At 71.8% G+C, this 13,832-nt stretch carries 21 protein-coding genes and 5 pseudogenes; 6 read left to right on the forward strand and 20 right to left on the reverse strand.

Going from position 1 to position 13,832, the window contains the following annotated elements; translation table 11 throughout:
- Window positions 1-41: 41 nt before the first annotated feature.
- Window positions 42-539 (reverse strand): annotated as a pseudogene (locus tag G5V59_RS36075) (wax ester/triacylglycerol synthase domain-containing protein); the annotation flags it as partial.
- A gap of 51 nt (window positions 540-590) precedes the next feature.
- On the opposite strand from G5V59_RS36075, the gene G5V59_RS07005 reads away from it, so the two are divergent.
- The 3 genes and pseudogenes from G5V59_RS07005 (at window position 591) to G5V59_RS07015 (ending at window position 1,879) form a co-directional block, all read left to right on the forward strand.
- Window positions 591-830, forward strand: a complete 240-nt coding sequence (locus G5V59_RS07005; protein ID WP_278255989.1) for a hypothetical protein — start codon at window positions 591-593, stop codon at window positions 828-830.
- 280 nt (window positions 831-1,110) lie between these two features.
- A pseudogene (locus tag G5V59_RS07010) lies at window positions 1,111-1,413 on the forward strand (alpha/beta hydrolase); the annotation flags it as partial.
- Between the two features lie 82 nt (window positions 1,414-1,495).
- On the forward strand, window positions 1,496-1,879 hold the full coding sequence (locus tag G5V59_RS07015) for a prolyl oligopeptidase family serine peptidase (protein WP_278259688.1): 384 nt from the start codon (window positions 1,496-1,498) through the stop codon (window positions 1,877-1,879).
- A 638-nt stretch (window positions 1,880-2,517) separates the two neighbouring features.
- Here the strand turns inward: G5V59_RS07015 and G5V59_RS07020 are convergent.
- Complete coding sequence (locus G5V59_RS07020; RefSeq protein ID WP_341351146.1) at window positions 2,518-2,913, reverse strand: acyl-CoA dehydrogenase family protein; 396 nt, start codon at window positions 2,911-2,913, stop codon at window positions 2,518-2,520.
- On the opposite strand from G5V59_RS07020, the gene G5V59_RS07025 reads away from it, so the two are divergent.
- The gene (locus G5V59_RS07025; RefSeq protein ID WP_278255990.1) at window positions 2,897-3,097 is read left to right on the forward strand and encodes a hypothetical protein; all 201 of its coding nucleotides are present in this window, start codon (window positions 2,897-2,899) and stop codon (window positions 3,095-3,097) included. The genes G5V59_RS07020 and G5V59_RS07025 overlap by 17 nt on opposite strands.
- On the opposite strand, the gene G5V59_RS07030 is transcribed toward G5V59_RS07025, so the two are convergent.
- Together G5V59_RS07030 and G5V59_RS07035 are read right to left on the reverse strand one after the other, a co-directional pair.
- The gene (locus tag G5V59_RS07030) at window positions 3,046-3,801 is read right to left on the reverse strand and encodes an acyl-CoA dehydrogenase family protein (protein ID WP_278255991.1); all 756 of its coding nucleotides are present in this window, start codon (window positions 3,799-3,801) and stop codon (window positions 3,046-3,048) included. The two genes, G5V59_RS07025 and G5V59_RS07030, sit on opposite strands and share 52 nt — an antisense overlap.
- On the reverse strand, window positions 3,774-4,106 hold the full coding sequence (locus G5V59_RS07035) for an acyl-CoA dehydrogenase family protein (RefSeq protein WP_278255992.1): 333 nt from the start codon (window positions 4,104-4,106) through the stop codon (window positions 3,774-3,776). The genes G5V59_RS07030 and G5V59_RS07035 overlap by 28 nt, the downstream gene beginning before the upstream one ends.
- Window positions 4,107-4,241: 135 nt before the next feature.
- On the opposite strand from G5V59_RS07035, the gene G5V59_RS07040 reads away from it, so the two are divergent.
- Window positions 4,242-5,138: a class I SAM-dependent methyltransferase gene (locus G5V59_RS07040; RefSeq protein WP_278255993.1), complete on the forward strand. Its 897-nt coding sequence runs from the start codon at window positions 4,242-4,244 to the stop codon at window positions 5,136-5,138.
- Here the strand turns inward: G5V59_RS07040 and G5V59_RS07045 are convergent.
- From G5V59_RS07045 to G5V59_RS07075, 7 genes are all read right to left on the reverse strand, one after another.
- A complete protein-coding gene (locus tag G5V59_RS07045; RefSeq protein WP_278255994.1) occupies window positions 5,030-5,359 on the reverse strand; it encodes a hypothetical protein in 330 nt (109 codons plus the stop codon). The two genes, G5V59_RS07040 and G5V59_RS07045, sit on opposite strands and share 109 nt — an antisense overlap.
- Window positions 5,307-6,263: a hypothetical protein gene (locus tag G5V59_RS07050; RefSeq protein WP_278255995.1), complete on the reverse strand. Its 957-nt coding sequence runs from the start codon at window positions 6,261-6,263 to the stop codon at window positions 5,307-5,309. The genes G5V59_RS07045 and G5V59_RS07050 overlap by 53 nt, the downstream gene beginning before the upstream one ends.
- Complete coding sequence (locus G5V59_RS07055) at window positions 6,260-6,442, reverse strand: hypothetical protein (RefSeq protein ID WP_278255996.1); 183 nt, start codon at window positions 6,440-6,442, stop codon at window positions 6,260-6,262. Before G5V59_RS07055 ends, G5V59_RS07050 begins: the two co-directional genes overlap by 4 nt.
- Window positions 6,439-6,909: a class I SAM-dependent methyltransferase gene (locus G5V59_RS07060; protein WP_278255997.1), complete on the reverse strand. Its 471-nt coding sequence runs from the start codon at window positions 6,907-6,909 to the stop codon at window positions 6,439-6,441. Before G5V59_RS07060 ends, G5V59_RS07055 begins: the two co-directional genes overlap by 4 nt.
- Before the next feature lie 79 nt (window positions 6,910-6,988).
- Window positions 6,989-7,210 (reverse strand): glycosyltransferase, encoded by a 222-nt coding sequence (locus tag G5V59_RS07065; RefSeq protein WP_278255998.1) that lies wholly within the window; start codon window positions 7,208-7,210, stop codon window positions 6,989-6,991.
- On the reverse strand, window positions 7,210-7,401 hold the full coding sequence (locus G5V59_RS07070) for a hypothetical protein (protein WP_278255999.1): 192 nt from the start codon (window positions 7,399-7,401) through the stop codon (window positions 7,210-7,212). Before G5V59_RS07070 ends, G5V59_RS07065 begins: the two co-directional genes overlap by 1 nt.
- Entirely contained in the window at window positions 7,368-8,147 is a 780-nt protein-coding gene (locus G5V59_RS07075; protein ID WP_278259690.1) for a glycosyltransferase, read from the reverse strand. Before G5V59_RS07075 ends, G5V59_RS07070 begins: the two co-directional genes overlap by 34 nt.
- A 358-nt stretch (window positions 8,148-8,505) precedes the next feature.
- Between G5V59_RS07075 and G5V59_RS07080 the strand changes: the two genes are divergently transcribed.
- A complete protein-coding gene (locus tag G5V59_RS07080; protein ID WP_278259691.1) occupies window positions 8,506-8,994 on the forward strand; it encodes a TetR family transcriptional regulator in 489 nt (162 codons plus the stop codon).
- 21 nt (window positions 8,995-9,015) lie between these two features.
- On the opposite strand, the gene G5V59_RS07085 is transcribed toward G5V59_RS07080, so the two are convergent.
- The 9 genes and pseudogenes from G5V59_RS07085 to G5V59_RS07130 form a co-directional block, all read right to left on the reverse strand.
- Entirely contained in the window at window positions 9,016-9,417 is a 402-nt protein-coding gene (locus G5V59_RS07085; protein ID WP_341350880.1) for an SDR family oxidoreductase, read from the reverse strand.
- A gap of 91 nt (window positions 9,418-9,508) precedes the next feature.
- A pseudogene (locus tag G5V59_RS07090) lies at window positions 9,509-9,772 on the reverse strand (SDR family NAD(P)-dependent oxidoreductase); the annotation flags it as partial.
- Complete coding sequence (locus tag G5V59_RS07095) at window positions 9,772-10,395, reverse strand: SDR family oxidoreductase (RefSeq protein WP_278256001.1); 624 nt, start codon at window positions 10,393-10,395, stop codon at window positions 9,772-9,774. The gene G5V59_RS07095 and the pseudogene G5V59_RS07090, both read right to left, overlap by 1 nt.
- 91 nt (window positions 10,396-10,486) lie before the next feature.
- Window positions 10,487-10,681 (reverse strand): annotated as a pseudogene (locus tag G5V59_RS07100) (SDR family NAD(P)-dependent oxidoreductase); the annotation flags it as partial.
- 189 nt (window positions 10,682-10,870) lie between these two features.
- Window positions 10,871-11,311: a pyridoxamine 5'-phosphate oxidase family protein gene (locus G5V59_RS07110; RefSeq protein ID WP_278256003.1), complete on the reverse strand. Its 441-nt coding sequence runs from the start codon at window positions 11,309-11,311 to the stop codon at window positions 10,871-10,873.
- Between the two features lie 45 nt (window positions 11,312-11,356).
- Window positions 11,357-12,025, reverse strand: coding sequence for an NAD(P)/FAD-dependent oxidoreductase (locus tag G5V59_RS07115; RefSeq protein WP_278256004.1), 669 nt, complete (start codon window positions 12,023-12,025; stop codon window positions 11,357-11,359).
- A gap of 239 nt (window positions 12,026-12,264) precedes the next feature.
- A pseudogene (locus G5V59_RS07120) lies at window positions 12,265-12,351 on the reverse strand (hypothetical protein); the annotation flags it as partial.
- 43 nt (window positions 12,352-12,394) lie between these two features.
- Window positions 12,395-12,988: a hypothetical protein gene (locus G5V59_RS07125; RefSeq protein WP_278256005.1), complete on the reverse strand. Its 594-nt coding sequence runs from the start codon at window positions 12,986-12,988 to the stop codon at window positions 12,395-12,397.
- Between the two features lie 299 nt (window positions 12,989-13,287).
- The gene (locus tag G5V59_RS07130; protein ID WP_278256006.1) at window positions 13,288-13,806 is read right to left on the reverse strand and encodes a hypothetical protein; all 519 of its coding nucleotides are present in this window, start codon (window positions 13,804-13,806) and stop codon (window positions 13,288-13,290) included.
- Between the last annotated feature and the right edge of the window lie 26 nt (window positions 13,807-13,832).

Raw genomic sequence — 13,832 nt, forward strand, 5'->3', positions numbered from 1 at the left:
TGGCGCTGCTCGGAGGGCGCCAGCGGCGCGGCGTCGGGCTCGAGCGAGCACAGGTGCGAGATCAGGTTCGCGCCGGAGACCCCGTCGACCGTGGCGTGGTGCATCTTGGCGAAGACGACGACCTTCTCCGTCTCCCCCTCCGGCCGGTAGCCCTCGACGACCCACATCTCCCACAACGGCCGCGAGCGATCCAGCGGCAGGGAGGCCAGGTGGGCGCACAGGTCCATCGACTCGGCGTACCCGCCGGGGGTGGGGAGACCCAGGCGGTGCACGTGCCGCTCGATGTCGAAGGCCCGGTCGCGCACCCAGACCGGGTGGTCGAGGCCGAGCGGCACGCCGCGGACCTTGCGGGTGAAACCCGGTACGTCCTCCACCGCGTCGCCGATGCGCTGCTGCAGCGCGGCGAAGGAGTACGGCGTGGTCATCGTCGCCGGATCGAGGATCATCACCGCGCACACGTGCATGAGTCTGCGCAGGCGTCTCCAGGTAGAGGAAGGCTCGCGTCGAGCCCTGACAGCCGGTCCATCCGTGACCCCCATGAAACTAGAACAGGTTTCAGTCTCTCACATCGAAGCGGATATCCTCACGTCATGGGATTCGTACGGCGCCAGGCGATCACCGCCGCGCTGACCGCCAACGCCATCCGGCCGATCCCGGGCTTCCGGCCCGGCATCCCCGCCTTCTTCGCCGGCTGGCTGACCGGTGAGCCTGGCCCCGCACGTGCTCGGTCTCACCGCCGCCGACGCGCTCGCGCACAGCCGCGGCGCGCGCCGGGACTGGCGCGGCCTGGTGCTCGCCGGGCTCAGGCTCGGCCGGGCTCGCCTACCTGATCGCGCAGAGCCGCACAGCCGTCAAGGACGCCGAGGACGCGCTGGTCGAGGGACTCGGGGTGGACTACGTCGAGCGAACTCGACGCCAAGCCCACCCCGGCCGAGCCTGGCCACCCCGTGGCGACGGATCGCGAACCCGTTCGCGTTCGGCTGGGCGGCTCGCAGCACCGGGGTCGAGGTGCACCGCGACATCCCGTTCGCGCCGTACGGGAAGCGGGGGCTGCTGGACGTCTACACCTCCGAGGTCACCCCGGCCGCGGGCGCGCCGGTGCTGCTGCAGGTGCACGGCGGCGGCTGGACCATCGGCAACAAGGACCAGCAGGGCCTGCCGCTCATGCAGCACCTGGCCGCCAAGGGCTGGGTCTGCGTGGCGATCAACTACCGGCTCGCGCCGCGGGACCGGTGGCCCGCGCAGATCGTGGACGTCAAGGCGGCGATCGCCTGGATCAAGGAGCACATCGCCGACTACGGCGGCGACCCCGACTACCTCGCGATCACCGGCGGCTCTGCGGGCGGGCACCTCACCGCGCTTGCGGCGGTGACGCCGAACGCGCCGGAGTTCCAGCCCGGCTTCGAGGAGGCCGACACCTCGGTGCAGGTCGCGGTGCCCTACTACGGCGTCTACGACTGGGCCGGCGCGAGCGGCCTGCGCTCGGCCGAGTCTCATGCGCGACACCTTCCTCGCCCCGCGGATCGTGCAGCGCCGCTTCGCCGACGCCCCGGAGGTCTTCGAGCAGGCCTCGCCGCTGCTGCGGGTCACCCCGGACGACCCCGACTTCTTCGTCATCCACGGCTCTCGCGACACCCTCGTCGACCCCGGTCAGGCCCGCGCGTTCGTCCGGGCGCTGCGGGGGACCTCGAAGCGCACCGTCACCTACGCCGAGTCGCCGGGGGCCCAGCACGCCTTCGACATCTTCCCCTCGATCCGCTCCGCGCACCTGGTCCGCGCGACCGACCGGTTCCTGCACTGGCACTGGAACTCGTGGCGTCGCGAGCGGTTGTCTACAGGCTCCGCGGAGCCGGTGGCGGAGGGGCGTGCGCAGACGTAGGGTCGCAGGCCTCAGACCATCTCGGAGGAACCATGACCACGCCCCACCCCGACCTCGGCCGCCGGGTCGAGCGCAACACCAACGACATCGAGGCGATCTACGAGATCCTCGCCCAGCACGGCGAGAAAGCTCGACCGGATCCTCGACGAGCACGGCACCAAGGCTCGACGGCTACGGCGCGAGGCTCGACAGCCACGGCACGAAGCTCGACGAGCACTCGGCTGTCCTGGCGGAGCACACCGTGAAGGCTCGACGAGATCCTGCGGCGCCTGCCCGAGGCCAGCCTAGCGCGGCAGCCCCAGGATCCGCTCGGCGGCGACGTTGCGCAGGATCTGGGTGGTGCCCCCGGCGATGGACAGGCAGCGGGTGTTCAGTTGCTCCCACACGTCCGCCGCCAGCGGTACGTCGGACGACTTGCCCAGTGCGCCGAGGAGAGCGAGACTCGTCCCCCTGCAGACGGACCACGAGACCGGAGGAGTCCTGGCGGCTGCGGACCCCCAGCAGGCTTCGCCACGCTGGACTCCGCGCCGGGACCGTGACCGCCGAGGGCCCGCAGCGTCGTCCGGACGCCGAGCAGCCCGCAGACCGTGGCGAGCGCGACCTGGTGGCCGATCTCGGCGCGGGCGAGCGCTCCGAGGTCACGCGTGGCGGCCAGGCTCCACGGCCCGCTCGACGCTCTTGGTGAGCCGGGCCGAGGCCATCGCGACGCGCTCGTTGGCCAGCGTCGTACGCGCCAGCCGCCAGCCGTCGCCGGGCTCGGCGACCACGCACTCGTCGGGCACGAAGACGTCGTCGAGGAAGACCTCGTTGAACAACGCCTCCCCCGTGATCTCGCGCAGCGGGCGGACCTCGATGCCGGGCGAGCGCATGTCGAGGAGGAAGTAGGTGATCCCCTTGTGCTGCGGGGCGTCGGGGTCGGTGCGGGCCAGGCAGATGCCCCAGTCGGCGCGCTCGGCGACGGAGGTCCACACCTTCTGCCCCGTCAGGGACCACCCTCCCCCGACCCGGACCGCCCGGGTGCGCAGCGAGGCCAGGTCGGAGCCGGACCCCGGCTCGGAGAAGAGCCGGCACCAGGTGAGGCTCGCCGAGCAGCGAGGGCCGCACGAAGCGCTCGCGCTGGGCGTCGGTGCCGTGGGCGAGGATCGTCGGCACCGCCCAGCCGGCGATCACCAGGTCCGGCCGTACGACGCCCGCGCGCCCCAGGCTCCTGGTCGATGACCAGGCTGCAGGGTGGGATCGGCGCCGAGCCCGTAGGGCGCCGGCCAGTGCGGCGTCAGGTAGCCCGCCTCCACCAGCGCCGCTCGCCGCTCCTCCTCGGGCAGCGCTCCGATCCGGACCGCCTCAGCGGCGACCTCCGGGCGCACGGTCGCGTCGCGACCCTCGAGGTCGACGTCGACCCGGCGGCGGACCCCGGCGACGGCGGCGACGGTGATCCGCTCGGCGGCCTCGTCCGCGGACCCGGCCAGGGCCCGCAGGGTGAGCGCCCGGCGCAGGTAGAGGTGCGCGTCGTGCTCGTAGGTGAACCCGATCCCGCCGAGGACCTGGATACAGGACTTGGCGATCTCGACGGCACCGTCGAAGCAGGTGGCCTGGGCGACGTCCACCGCGAAGGACCACTGCTCGACGTCGTCGGCGTCGCCCGCGGCGGCGGCATCCCAGGCGGCGGCGGTGACCGACTCGGCGGTCTCCAGCATCTGCGCGCACAGGTGCTTGATCGCCTGGAAGGCACCGATCCGCTGACCGAACTGCTCGCGCACCTTCGCGTAGTCGACGGCGGTGTCCAGGCACCAGCGAGCCACGCCGGAGGCCTCCGCGGCCGCCAGCGTGATCGCGAGCAGACGCCGCCGCTCGTCCGCGGCGCCAGCACCGCCCGTGAAGCGTCCGTGCCGCGCACTCAGGTCCACCCCCGGCTCGGCGGCCACGGAGCCCTCGCCCAGCAGCAGCTTGCTCGTCCGCTGTGCCGCCGTCCCAGACGACGCCGCCGGGGTGCACCTGGACGCCGTACCGCCGGGGGCGTCCGGTGAGCAGGCTCCCCACGGCCGCGCCGAGCAGCCCGCCCGGCACCAGGCTCGTGGGCACACGCCTCCAGGGCGACCGCCTGGTCGAGCAGGGTGCCGCCTCCCCCGCCCTCCGCCTCCGGTACGGCGATGGCGGCGACCCCCATCTCCGCCGCCATCGCCCACACCTCGTCGAACGACGCGGTGACCTCGCCCTCGGCCGCACGCACGGCCTCGACCGGCCCGAGGCTGGCGGCCCACTTGCGCAGGCTGCCGGCGAGACTCGACCTGGTCGTCGCTGATACCGAGGGACATCGGCACTCCTTGGAAACTAGAACGCGTTCTAACTCTACTAGAGTGGCAGCGTGACCGACACCATGCCGTCCGACCTGCTGGACCACGCGCGCCGCGCCGACGGCTTCATGCCCGAGGACGAGGGTGCGCTCCTGCACCGGGTCGCGCGCGAGCGGCTCCCGCTCGGACCGGCCCTCGAGGTCGGCACCTACTGCGGCAAGTCCGCGATCTACCTCGGCGCCGCCGCCCGTGCGGTCGGCGGGACGGTCTTCACCGTCGACCACCACCGCGGCTCGGAGGAGAACCAGGCCGGCTGGGAGCACCACGACCCGACCGTCGTGGATCCCGAGCTCGGCCTGATGGACACCCTCGGCCGGTTCCGGCGCAACATCGCCCGCGCCGGGCTGGAGGAGCAGGTCGTCGCGATCGTCGGGCAGTCCACGACCGTCGCCGCCCACTGGCGCACGCCACTTTCGCTGCTGTTCATCGACGGCGGGCACGGCGAGCAGCCCGCCCGCGACGACTTCGCGGGGTGGGTGCACTGGGTGGGCGCGGGGGGCTACCTCGCCATCCACGACGTCTTCCCCGACCCCGCCGACGGCGGCCGGCCGCCGTACGAGCCTGATCTACCTGCCGGCGCTGGCCAGCGGCGCCTTCACCGAGATCGAGGCCGTCGGCTCCCTGCGGGTCCTCCAGCGGACCTCAGGAGCGGCCGGAGACCCGCTCTGACCCACGAACCGTGGGAAGTGGCACCACGAACCGTCAGGGATGGCTTCTCGAACCGCGGCTCGTCGTGCCACGCGCGACGGTTGGCAGTGCCACTTGCCACGGTTGGCAGTGCCACCTGCCACGGTTCGTGTCAGCGGACCGGCGTGGGGGTGCAGTCGCACTCCAGCGCGATCTCGTCGAAGTGCGGCGCCAGCGAGGTGCCGCGCATGATCCCCGAGCCCGGGGTCGCGTGCCCGTAGGTCTCCCCCAGCGCGTCGACCGCCAGCACCACCGCGGCGGCGGTGTACGTCGTGTGCTCGTGCGGCCAGTGCACGTCGCGCGGCTCGCCCTCGGGTGCGGGACGGCTCGGGTCGGCGTAGACCCAGCCGGTCCAGTAGCGCCCGTCGCCCTCGCGCAGGTGCTGCATGTCACCGAGCAGGGTGAGCGCACGGCGGGTGTCGCCGATGACGTCGAGGGCCATGGCCAGGCTCGCAGGTCTCCGCGCCGGTCACCCACGGGTTGGTGGACACGCAGTGGATCCCCAGCCCCGGTACGACGAACTCCGACCACCGCTTCGCCAGCAGGCTCGCGCGCGGCCTCGCCCCGGACCGGCCCGCCGAGGACGGGGTAGTACCAGTCCATCGAGTAGGTCGACTTGTCGGCGAAGAGGTCGGGGTGCGAGCGCACGGCGTGCCCGAGCCGGCCGCCGGCCAGGCTCCCACTCCGGCTGCGGGTCGTCCATCAGGTCCGCGAGCGCCACCCCGGCGCGCAGCGAGTGGTAGATCGAGGAGCCTGCCGGTGAGCAGGCAGAAGTCGTCGACGGGCGTCCAGCGGATCCCGCCGAAGGGGTCCTGCAGCGAGACGACGAAGTCCAGGCCGGCCCGCACCGAGGGCCAGTAGCGCTCGATGAAGCGGATGTCGCGGCGCACCAGCCAGTGGTGCCACAGCCCCACCGCGAAGTACGCCGACATGTTGACCTCGCCGCGCTCGTCGTCGGCGAGGCCGCCGACGATCTTCATCGGCCAGGAGCCGTCGGCGCGCTGCATCGTCGGGATCCAGGCGTAGGCGCGCTCGGCCGCCTCGACCTGCCCGCCGACGAGCATCGCCATCGCGGCCTCGACGTGGTTCCAGATGTCGACGTGCTCGCCGCTGGTCCACGGCACGGCGCCCCACGGCTCCTGCATCGCCGCGATGGCCGCGGCGGTGTCGGCGACCTGCTGCGCGGACAGCACGCCGTCGACGTACGGCAGCCGGGAGAGCGGGACCTCGGGCGTGGTTCCCCGGGTCACGCCGTCTCCGGCTTCCGGAAGTACAGCACCATGCTCTTGCCGATCGTCGGGTCGAGCACCTTGCCGGCGAGCCTTGAGCGCCGTGGGCTGCTTCATGATCTCCCAGACCAGCAGCCTTTGTGGTACGCCTTGGCCAGCGGGTGGTCGTCGTTCTCGACGCCGACGGCGCACTTGATCCACCAGTACGGCGTGTGCAGGCCGTGCGTGTAGGACTTGCCCTCGAACACCATGGCGTCGCCGGGTGTGCCGTCGTTGGAGCGGCCGCCCTTGGTCACCTTGTCGACCAGGCTCGTGGTCGGTGTAGATCCGGATGTGGCCACCCTCGGCGTTGTGGTAGTCCGCCGACAGGCGCCAGTTGACGACCTCGGGGAGCCACCGGGGCACGGTCACGGCCAGGGTGCCGCCAGGACGCAGGACGCGGATCAGGCTCGCGGATCGCCGCGACGTCGTCGTGGATGTGCTCCAGCACCTCCGAGCACACGATCCGGTCGAACTCGCCGTCGGCGAAGGGCAGCGCCAGCGCGTCGCCCTGCTTGACGTCGGCCTCGGCGCCCTCGGGCACCTCGCCGGCCTCCTTCATGGCCACGAAGAGGTCGCGGACGCCCTCGAGCTCCTCGGCGTCGATGTCGAAGGCGATCACGTCGGCACCGCGGCGGTACATCTCGAAGGCTGTGCCGGCCCGCGCCCGCGCCCATGTCGAGGACGCGGTCACCGGCCTGGAGGCCCAGACGGTCGAAGTCAACGGTCAGCATGTCAGTTCTCCTCTGCCTTGCGCTCGGCCTGGTACTCGGCGATCACGTCCTCCAGCACGGCCGCGGTGCTCACCGCGACAGCACTCCAGCCTGAACAGGCTCCTTCACCCGCCGGCGCCCGGCGGCACCCATCTCGGCCCGTCGTACCGGGTCGTCGAGCAGGGTGGCCAGGGCCTTGGTCAGGGCACCGACGTCGCCGGGCTCGACGACGTCCGCGCACAGCCCGTCCGGGCCGACGACCTCCGGGATGGCACCGGCACGGGAGACCACCAGGGGCGTCTCGCAGGCCATCAGGCTCGGCAGTCGGCAGCGAGAAGCCCTCGTAGAGCGAGGGCACGCAGGCCAGGCTCCGCGGAGCCCATCAGCGCCACCGAACTCGTCGTCGGTGAGGCCGCTGGCGAAGGAGACCCGGTCGCCGATGCCGAGCCTTGTCGATCAGGCTTCTCGGTCACCCCGCCCTCCTTCGGCTTGGTGACGAGCACCAGACTCCAGGTCGCGCTCGACGACCAGGCTTGGCGAAAGCCTCGAGCAGCACCGAGATGCCCTTCAGCGGCGCGTCGGCGCTGGCCATCGCGAGGATCCGGCCGGGCACGCGCGGCTGCGAGGGCGGCACGAAGCGGTCGTCGACACCGAGCAGGATCGTCTCGATCCGCGCGGGGTCCACCCCGAACTCGCGTACGACGTCGCGCTTGGAGGACTCCGAGGGCACGATCACCCGGCGCAGTCGGGGCGCGGTGCGCTTCTGCTGGCCGAGGAAGGAGTACCAGCGCCACACGCCGATCTTGGGGAACTCGAAGCGGACGCGCGAGCGCGGCTTGCGCTTGGCCCACACGGCGGCGGCCAGACCGATCCGGCGGTCCATAATGATCGGGTGGTGGATGGTGGCGGCGAGCGGCAGGCCGACGCCGGCCCGGTCCTCGACCTCCAGCAGCGGCAGCGCCAGGGTCTGGTTGTCGAAGACGATGTCGAAGTCGTCGCGGCGTGCCCTGAGCAGAGCTTGACCACGCGCTTGCTGAACGTGAGCGGCTCGGGGAAGGCGCCGCTGCGCATGGTCAGCCACTCCTCCACGTCCACCAGGTCGCGGAACTCGCTCGGGCGCGGGTTGCGGAACTCGTCGCCCGGCCGGTAGAGGTCCAGGCTCGGCACCTTGGTGAGGGCGACGCCCTCGTCCAGGCTCGGGATAGGGCTGGCCGGAGAAGACCTCGACCGTGTGGCCGAGCGCCGCCAGGCTCGCGCGTCAGGCGGCGGATGTAGATCCCCTGCCCGCCGACGTGGGGCTTGCTGCGATAGGACAACATCGCGATCCGCATGGAGGTACCTCTCCCCTGTCTGGCTCCCGGGGAGCAGGGTTGAACGAAATACGTGGTGGAACGTGTTCCAAATTATGCGCTACCTGCCGGTAGCCTATCCACTGGGTCCGAAACCGGCCGCCTCGTCACACCACACCCAGGGGGGACACACCGTGAGCATCGCGAACCCGTCCACGTCCGACGACCTCGGATCGTCGGCGCAGCGGGAGCGCCGCAAGCGCATCCTCGACGCGACCTACGAGACTCGCCAAGTCCGGCGGCTTCGACGCGGTGCAGATGCGCGCGGTCGCCGAGCACGCCGACGTCGCGCTGGGCACGCTCTACCGGTACTTCCCCTCGAAGATCCACCTGCTCGTCAGCGCCCTGGGCCGCCAGTTCGACGACGCCGCGAAGCGACTCCACGAGCGCGAGATCCCCGGCGACACGCAGGCCGACCGGGTGCTCTATGTGCTCAAGCGGATGGCCCGCGGCATGCAGGGCGACCCGAAGACCACCGAGGCGCTCACCCGCGCCTTCATGTTCGCCGACAGCAGCGTCGCCAACGAGATCCACGTCGTGGGCATGGCGATGACCTCGATCGTCACCCACGCCATGCACGGCGGCGAGCCGGCCGAGGACGCGCTCACCGACGAGGACGTCGCGATCGCGCGCGTCATCGGCGACGTGTGGCTCTCGGCGCTGGTCGCCTGGGTGACCGGCCGCTCCACCGCCGCGGAGACCGCCGCGCACATGGAGAAGGCCGTCCACCTGATCCTCCGCGATTGATTCGTCGGGTCCGAGCGGCCGTCAGGCGCCGAAGGCGTGCGTAGAGGTGACGCCGCCGTCGACGGCGATCTCCGCGCCGTTGATGTACGACGACTCGTCGCTGGCCAGGAAGACGTAGACCGGCGCGATGTCGTCGGGCACACCCACCCGGCGCAGGGGGACCTTGCTGGCGCCGTACTCCATCGCGGCGTCTCCGCCGTGCACCCGCGTCATCGGGGTGTCGATCATGCCCGGGTGCACCGAGTTGACACGGATCCCCTTGGGTCCGAGCTCCATGGCCGCGCACTTGGTCATGCCGCGGATCGCCCACTTGGTGGCGGCGTAGGCGGTGCAGGACGGCATCCCGGCCAGGCCCTCGACAGAGGAGGCGTTGATGATCGAGCCGCCGCCGTTCTTCCGCATGGTGCGGGAGACCGCCTGCATCCCGAGGAAGACGCCGTTCTGGTTGACCCGCCACAGCAGACTCGGCCTCCTCCGGCGGCATCCGCTCGATGTCGCCGAAGCGGAGGATGCCGGCGTTGTTGGCGAGCACGTTCACGGCACCGAAGCGGGACGTCGTGTCCTCGACCAGGCTCGCCCACGAGGCGGCGTCGCTGACGTCGTGATGGGCGAAGTGGGCCGCGTCGCCGGTCTCGTCGGCGAGCGCCCGGCCCTCCTCCTTGGCCACGTCGGCGATCACGACCCGGGCGCCCTCGGCGACGTAGGCGCGCACGATCGCCTCGCCCTGGCCCATCGCGCCGCCGGTGACGATCGCGATCTTGCTGTCCAGACGTCCCATCACACACTCAGCCTCATGATCGAGTCGGCGGCGAAGCCGACGTAGGGGTCGCGGTCGGCGAAGAAGCCGCCGAGTCGCTTGTCGAGGTCGTCGCCGGTCCACAGGTCGCCGGCGGCGTCGAAGCGCTGCTCGACGACGGGGGCGGCGACCAGGGCCACCATCCCGCCGTAGACGACGAAGACCTGGCCCGTGATCCTCTCGGCGGCCGGCGAGGCGAGGTAGGCCACGAGCGGGGCGACGTGCTCGGCGGAGTACGGGTCGACAGCCTGGCCGGACTCGTCCTCGCCGAAGACGGCGGCCGTCATTGCGGTGCGGGCCCGCGGGCAGATGGCGTTGGCGCGCACGCCGATCTTGCTCAGGCCACGCGCGGTGGACAGGGTCAGCGCCGCGATGCCGGCCTTGGCGGCGGCGTAGTTGGCCTGGCCCGGCGAGCCGCCGAGGAAGGCCTCGGAGGCGGTGTTGACGACGCTGCCGTAGACCTGGCCGCTCTCGGACTGCTTCGACTTCTCGCGCCAGTACGACGCGGCGTTGCGCGAGAGCAGGAAGTGCCCGCGCAGGTGGACGGCGATGACCGCGTCCCACTCCTCGTCGGCGAGGTTGAAGAGCATCCGGTCGCGGGTCATGCCGGCGTTGTTGACGACGATGTCGAGCCCGCCGAGTCTGCTCGACGGCCGCGGCGAGCATGGCGTCGGCGGTGGCCCGCTCGCTCACGTCACCCGGTACGACGAGCGCCTCTCCCCCGAACGACCGGATCTCCTCCACGGCCTCGTCCCCGGCGCCCGGCAGGTCGTTGACGACCACCCGCGCGCCGGCCCGGGCCAGGGCGAGGGCCTCGGCACGGCCGAGTCCCGCTCCGGCGCCGGTGACGATCGCGACCTTGCCCTCCAGCGAGGTCTCGCCCACGCTCACTCCTCCACCAGCGAGATCGCGGCGCGCGGGCAGGCCGCGACGGCACGCTTGACGTCGTCGATGTTCTCGTCCGTGGTCTTCTCGGCGTGGAGCCTGGAGGAAGTCGTCGTCGTCCAGGCTCGAACACCTCGGGGGCCATCGCCTCGCACAGCCCGTTGGACTCGCAGAGGTCGAAGTCGACCTTGATCTTCATGGGTGTCTCCTCAGGTCATCTTCCGGTGGTCCCAGGACGCGACCCGCTCGGGGTGGATGATCACGCCCACCCGCTTGGTCGCCTGCTTCTCGACGGTCTGCGCGCCGATGTCCCCGAGCGCCTCGAAGGAGTCGACGCCGAACATCCGCACCGAGACGGCCCTGCCGATCTCCAAGATCGTGTCGCGGTCGCGCACGATCTCGGCGCGGCCCTCGATGGAGACCCCGCGCAGACTCGAAGTAGTCGGTGCCGTCCTCGACCAGGGCGGTCACCCGGTCGTCGCGCTCGAGGTTGACGATCTTCTGGCTGCGGCCGTAGGTCCAGAACGCGATCTTGCCGTCCCGTACGACGTAGAAGAGCGTGGTCAGGTGCGGGTAGCCCTGGTGGCCGTTGGCCGCCACCTGCACCTTGAGGTTCTCCTCGAGGAGGGCCTGCACCTCCTGCTCGCTCAGGCTTGACCTGGTCGCGTCCGTTGCTCATGCTCAACCGCCTTCGGAGGAGTGGCCCGGGAAGACGTGGGCCGTGGGGTCGACGACGACGGCGGCGTTGTTGACGGCCGTGGCCGCCTCGCCGAAGCCCACCGCGATGAGGCGGACCTTGCCGTCATACTCGGTGATGTCGCCGGCGGCGAAGACGCGCGGCAGGTTCGTGCGCATCGCCGGGTCCACGACGAGGTGGCGGCGGTGCGTCTCCAGGCCCCACTGCTGCAGGGGGCCGAGGTCGGCGACGAAGCCGAGCGCGGCGACGACGGCCTGCGCCGGACGGGCCTTGGCGTCGCCCTCGACGGTCACCTCCACCTCGGCGAGCGGACCGGTGCTGCCGCCGTCGGCGTCGCGCAGCGCGGTGACCTCGGCGCGGGTGACGATCTCGACCGAGGACGCCTCGACCTGCTCGATGGTGCGCTGGTGGGCACGGAAGGCGTCGCGGCGGTGCACGAGCGTGACCGAGCGGGCGATCGGCTCCAGGTGCAGCGCCCAGTCGAAGGCGCTGTCGCCGCCCCCGACGACCACGACGTCCTTGCCGGCGTAGGGCGCGAAGCCGGGGACGAAGAACTCCACACCGCGCCCGATCCAGTCCGCGGCGGCGGGCAGCGGGCGCGGGCTGAACTTGCCGATGCCCGCGGTGATGATGAGCGTCTTGGCCGCGACCACGGTGCCGTCGTCGAGGGTGAGACTCGACGCCGCTCTCCTCCTCGACCACCAGGTCCGAGGCGGTCCGGCCGAGCAGTCTGCACCGGCTCCGCGGTGAGCGCCTGGGCGACCAGGCCGTCGACGAGGTCGCGGCCCTTGACGGTCGGGAAGCCGGCGACGTCGAGGATCGCCTTCTCGGGGTACATCGCGGTCACCTGGCCACCGAGCTCGGGCAGCGAGTCGATCAGCGCGACCCGCAGGCCGCGGAAGCCGGCGTAGTAGGTCGCGAACAGCCCGGCCGGTCCCGCGCCGACGATGGCGACGTCACGGCTGACTGGGGTGCTCACGACGCAGAACTGTAACGTGTTCTAGTGGGCCTGGGGCAACTACTCACCGGAGTCCGCCTTCTTCTCGACGTCGGTGGCCAGGCCGTCGACCAGCCAGCCGTGGTTCGTGTTCACCATCGTGACCAGCACCCGGTACGGCGTCGCCACCGTCTCCGGCTTGCCGTCGCGGGTGCGCTGGACGAACTGGTTCAGGAACACCAGCGCCTGCAGCCGGGTGCGGCTGGCCGTCGAGACGCCCTGCGCGACCACCGTGGCCTGCACGACGGTCTTGTTCGCGATGAAGGCGCTCCGGATGTCCGCGGTGGTCGTGCGGTAGGCTCTCCGCGAAGCGGGCGGTCATCAGGTCCGCAGCCTTGTCGACCTCGTCGTCGAACTTCTGGAAGTCCACCGCGACGATCTCCTGCGCTGCCTTGGCTGCCGCGTCCACGCCGGCCTTGACGTCGAGGTCGTCGGCGAGCACCGGCCGGTCCGCCGGGACGCTGACCGCGCCGATGCCGTCGCCCGAGCGGTCGCGCGCCGTCGTGTCGTCGCCGCCGACCTTGTCGACGACGAGCATCAGGCACTCCAGGGTGAGCGCGAGCGCCACCAGGACGAGGGTCGCGATGAGCACCCGGGTGGTCTTCTGCCGGGCCAGCACGCCCGGCCGCGCGGGAACCTCGTCCGCCGGCTCCGCCGCCGCACGCGCTGCGGCACTCGCTCCCGGGCTCGCACCAGCGCGGACGGCGTCGTCAGCGGTGCGCGGCTGCTCCTCGGGCGGGACGGCGGACCCGGCAGCAGGCGCCCGTACGTCGTCGGCCGGCGCCGCGCCGACCGGGGCGGGCGCCTGGCCGGCGATCTTGCGCGGTCGCTGGGTCCCGCCTCGCGAGCCTGGCGGGACGGCGGGGGGGTGGGACGGGTCATCGGTCCTTCCTCAGGCGACGAATTGGAAGTCCTTGGTCAGCCACTTGCCGTCCACCAGGACCAGGCTCGACCTGGACCCGGTAGGGGTTGGCCCGCTTCTTGAAGTCGGTGGTCTTGTTGGCGACCGAGCCGGTGGTGGCGGCGATGACGGTCGCGGAGTCCTGGTCGCCGGCCACCAGCGCGGTCCAGATGACCGTGCCCTCCATCCTGGACTGGGCCTGGGTCGCGAGCTTCTTCACGTCGGCGGCGGCCTTGTCGTACTGGGTGCGGAAGTCGCCGGTCGCCTGCGCCTGCACCGCCGCGATCGCGGCGTCGGCGTTCTTGTAGTCGAGGTTGACCATCGCCTCGACCATCGACCTGGCGGCCTTCAGGCTGGGCGGCCACCCGGTCCTGGTCGGCCCGGTCGGCCGCGTCGACGGCGGTGACCACGCCGCCGCCCATGTCCTTGCCCACGCCCGGGGTCGCCGCGGCCGGGTCGTCGTCCTTCCACGGGGGCCACACGTCGTTGGACGCGATCAGGAAGCCCATCCAGATCGCCGCGCAGCCGAGCAGCACCGTGGCGACGTACAGCGCGATGTTGA

The sequence above is a fragment of the Nocardioides convexus genome (genome assembly GCF_011090295.1).

Excerpts from the sequence above, each read along its gene's own strand:
- G5V59_RS07005 (WP_278255989.1), top strand. The coding sequence starts at position 591 with ATGGGATTCGTACGGCGCCAGGCGATCACCGCCGCGCTGACCGCCAAC.
- G5V59_RS07015 (WP_278259688.1), top strand. The coding sequence starts at position 1,496 with ATGCGCGACACCTTCCTCGCCCCGCGGATCGTGCAGCGCCGCTTCGCC.
- G5V59_RS07045 (WP_278255994.1), bottom strand. The coding sequence starts at position 5,359 with ATGGCCCTCGACGTCATCGGCGACACCCGCCGTGCGCTCACCCTGCTC.
- G5V59_RS07050 (WP_278255995.1), bottom strand. The coding sequence starts at position 6,263 with ATGAAGCAGCCCACGGCGCTCAAGGCTCGCCGGCAAGGTGCTCGACCC.
- G5V59_RS07065 (WP_278255998.1), bottom strand. The coding sequence starts at position 7,210 with ATGGCCTGCGAGACGCCCCTGGTGGTCTCCCGTGCCGGTGCCATCCCG.
- G5V59_RS07080 (WP_278259691.1), top strand. The coding sequence starts at position 8,506 with ATGCGCGCGGTCGCCGAGCACGCCGACGTCGCGCTGGGCACGCTCTAC.
- G5V59_RS07085 (WP_341350880.1), bottom strand. The coding sequence starts at position 9,417 with ATGCAGGCGGTCTCCCGCACCATGCGGAAGAACGGCGGCGGCTCGATC.
- G5V59_RS07095 (WP_278256001.1), bottom strand. The coding sequence starts at position 10,395 with ATGACCCGCGACCGGATGCTCTTCAACCTCGCCGACGAGGAGTGGGAC.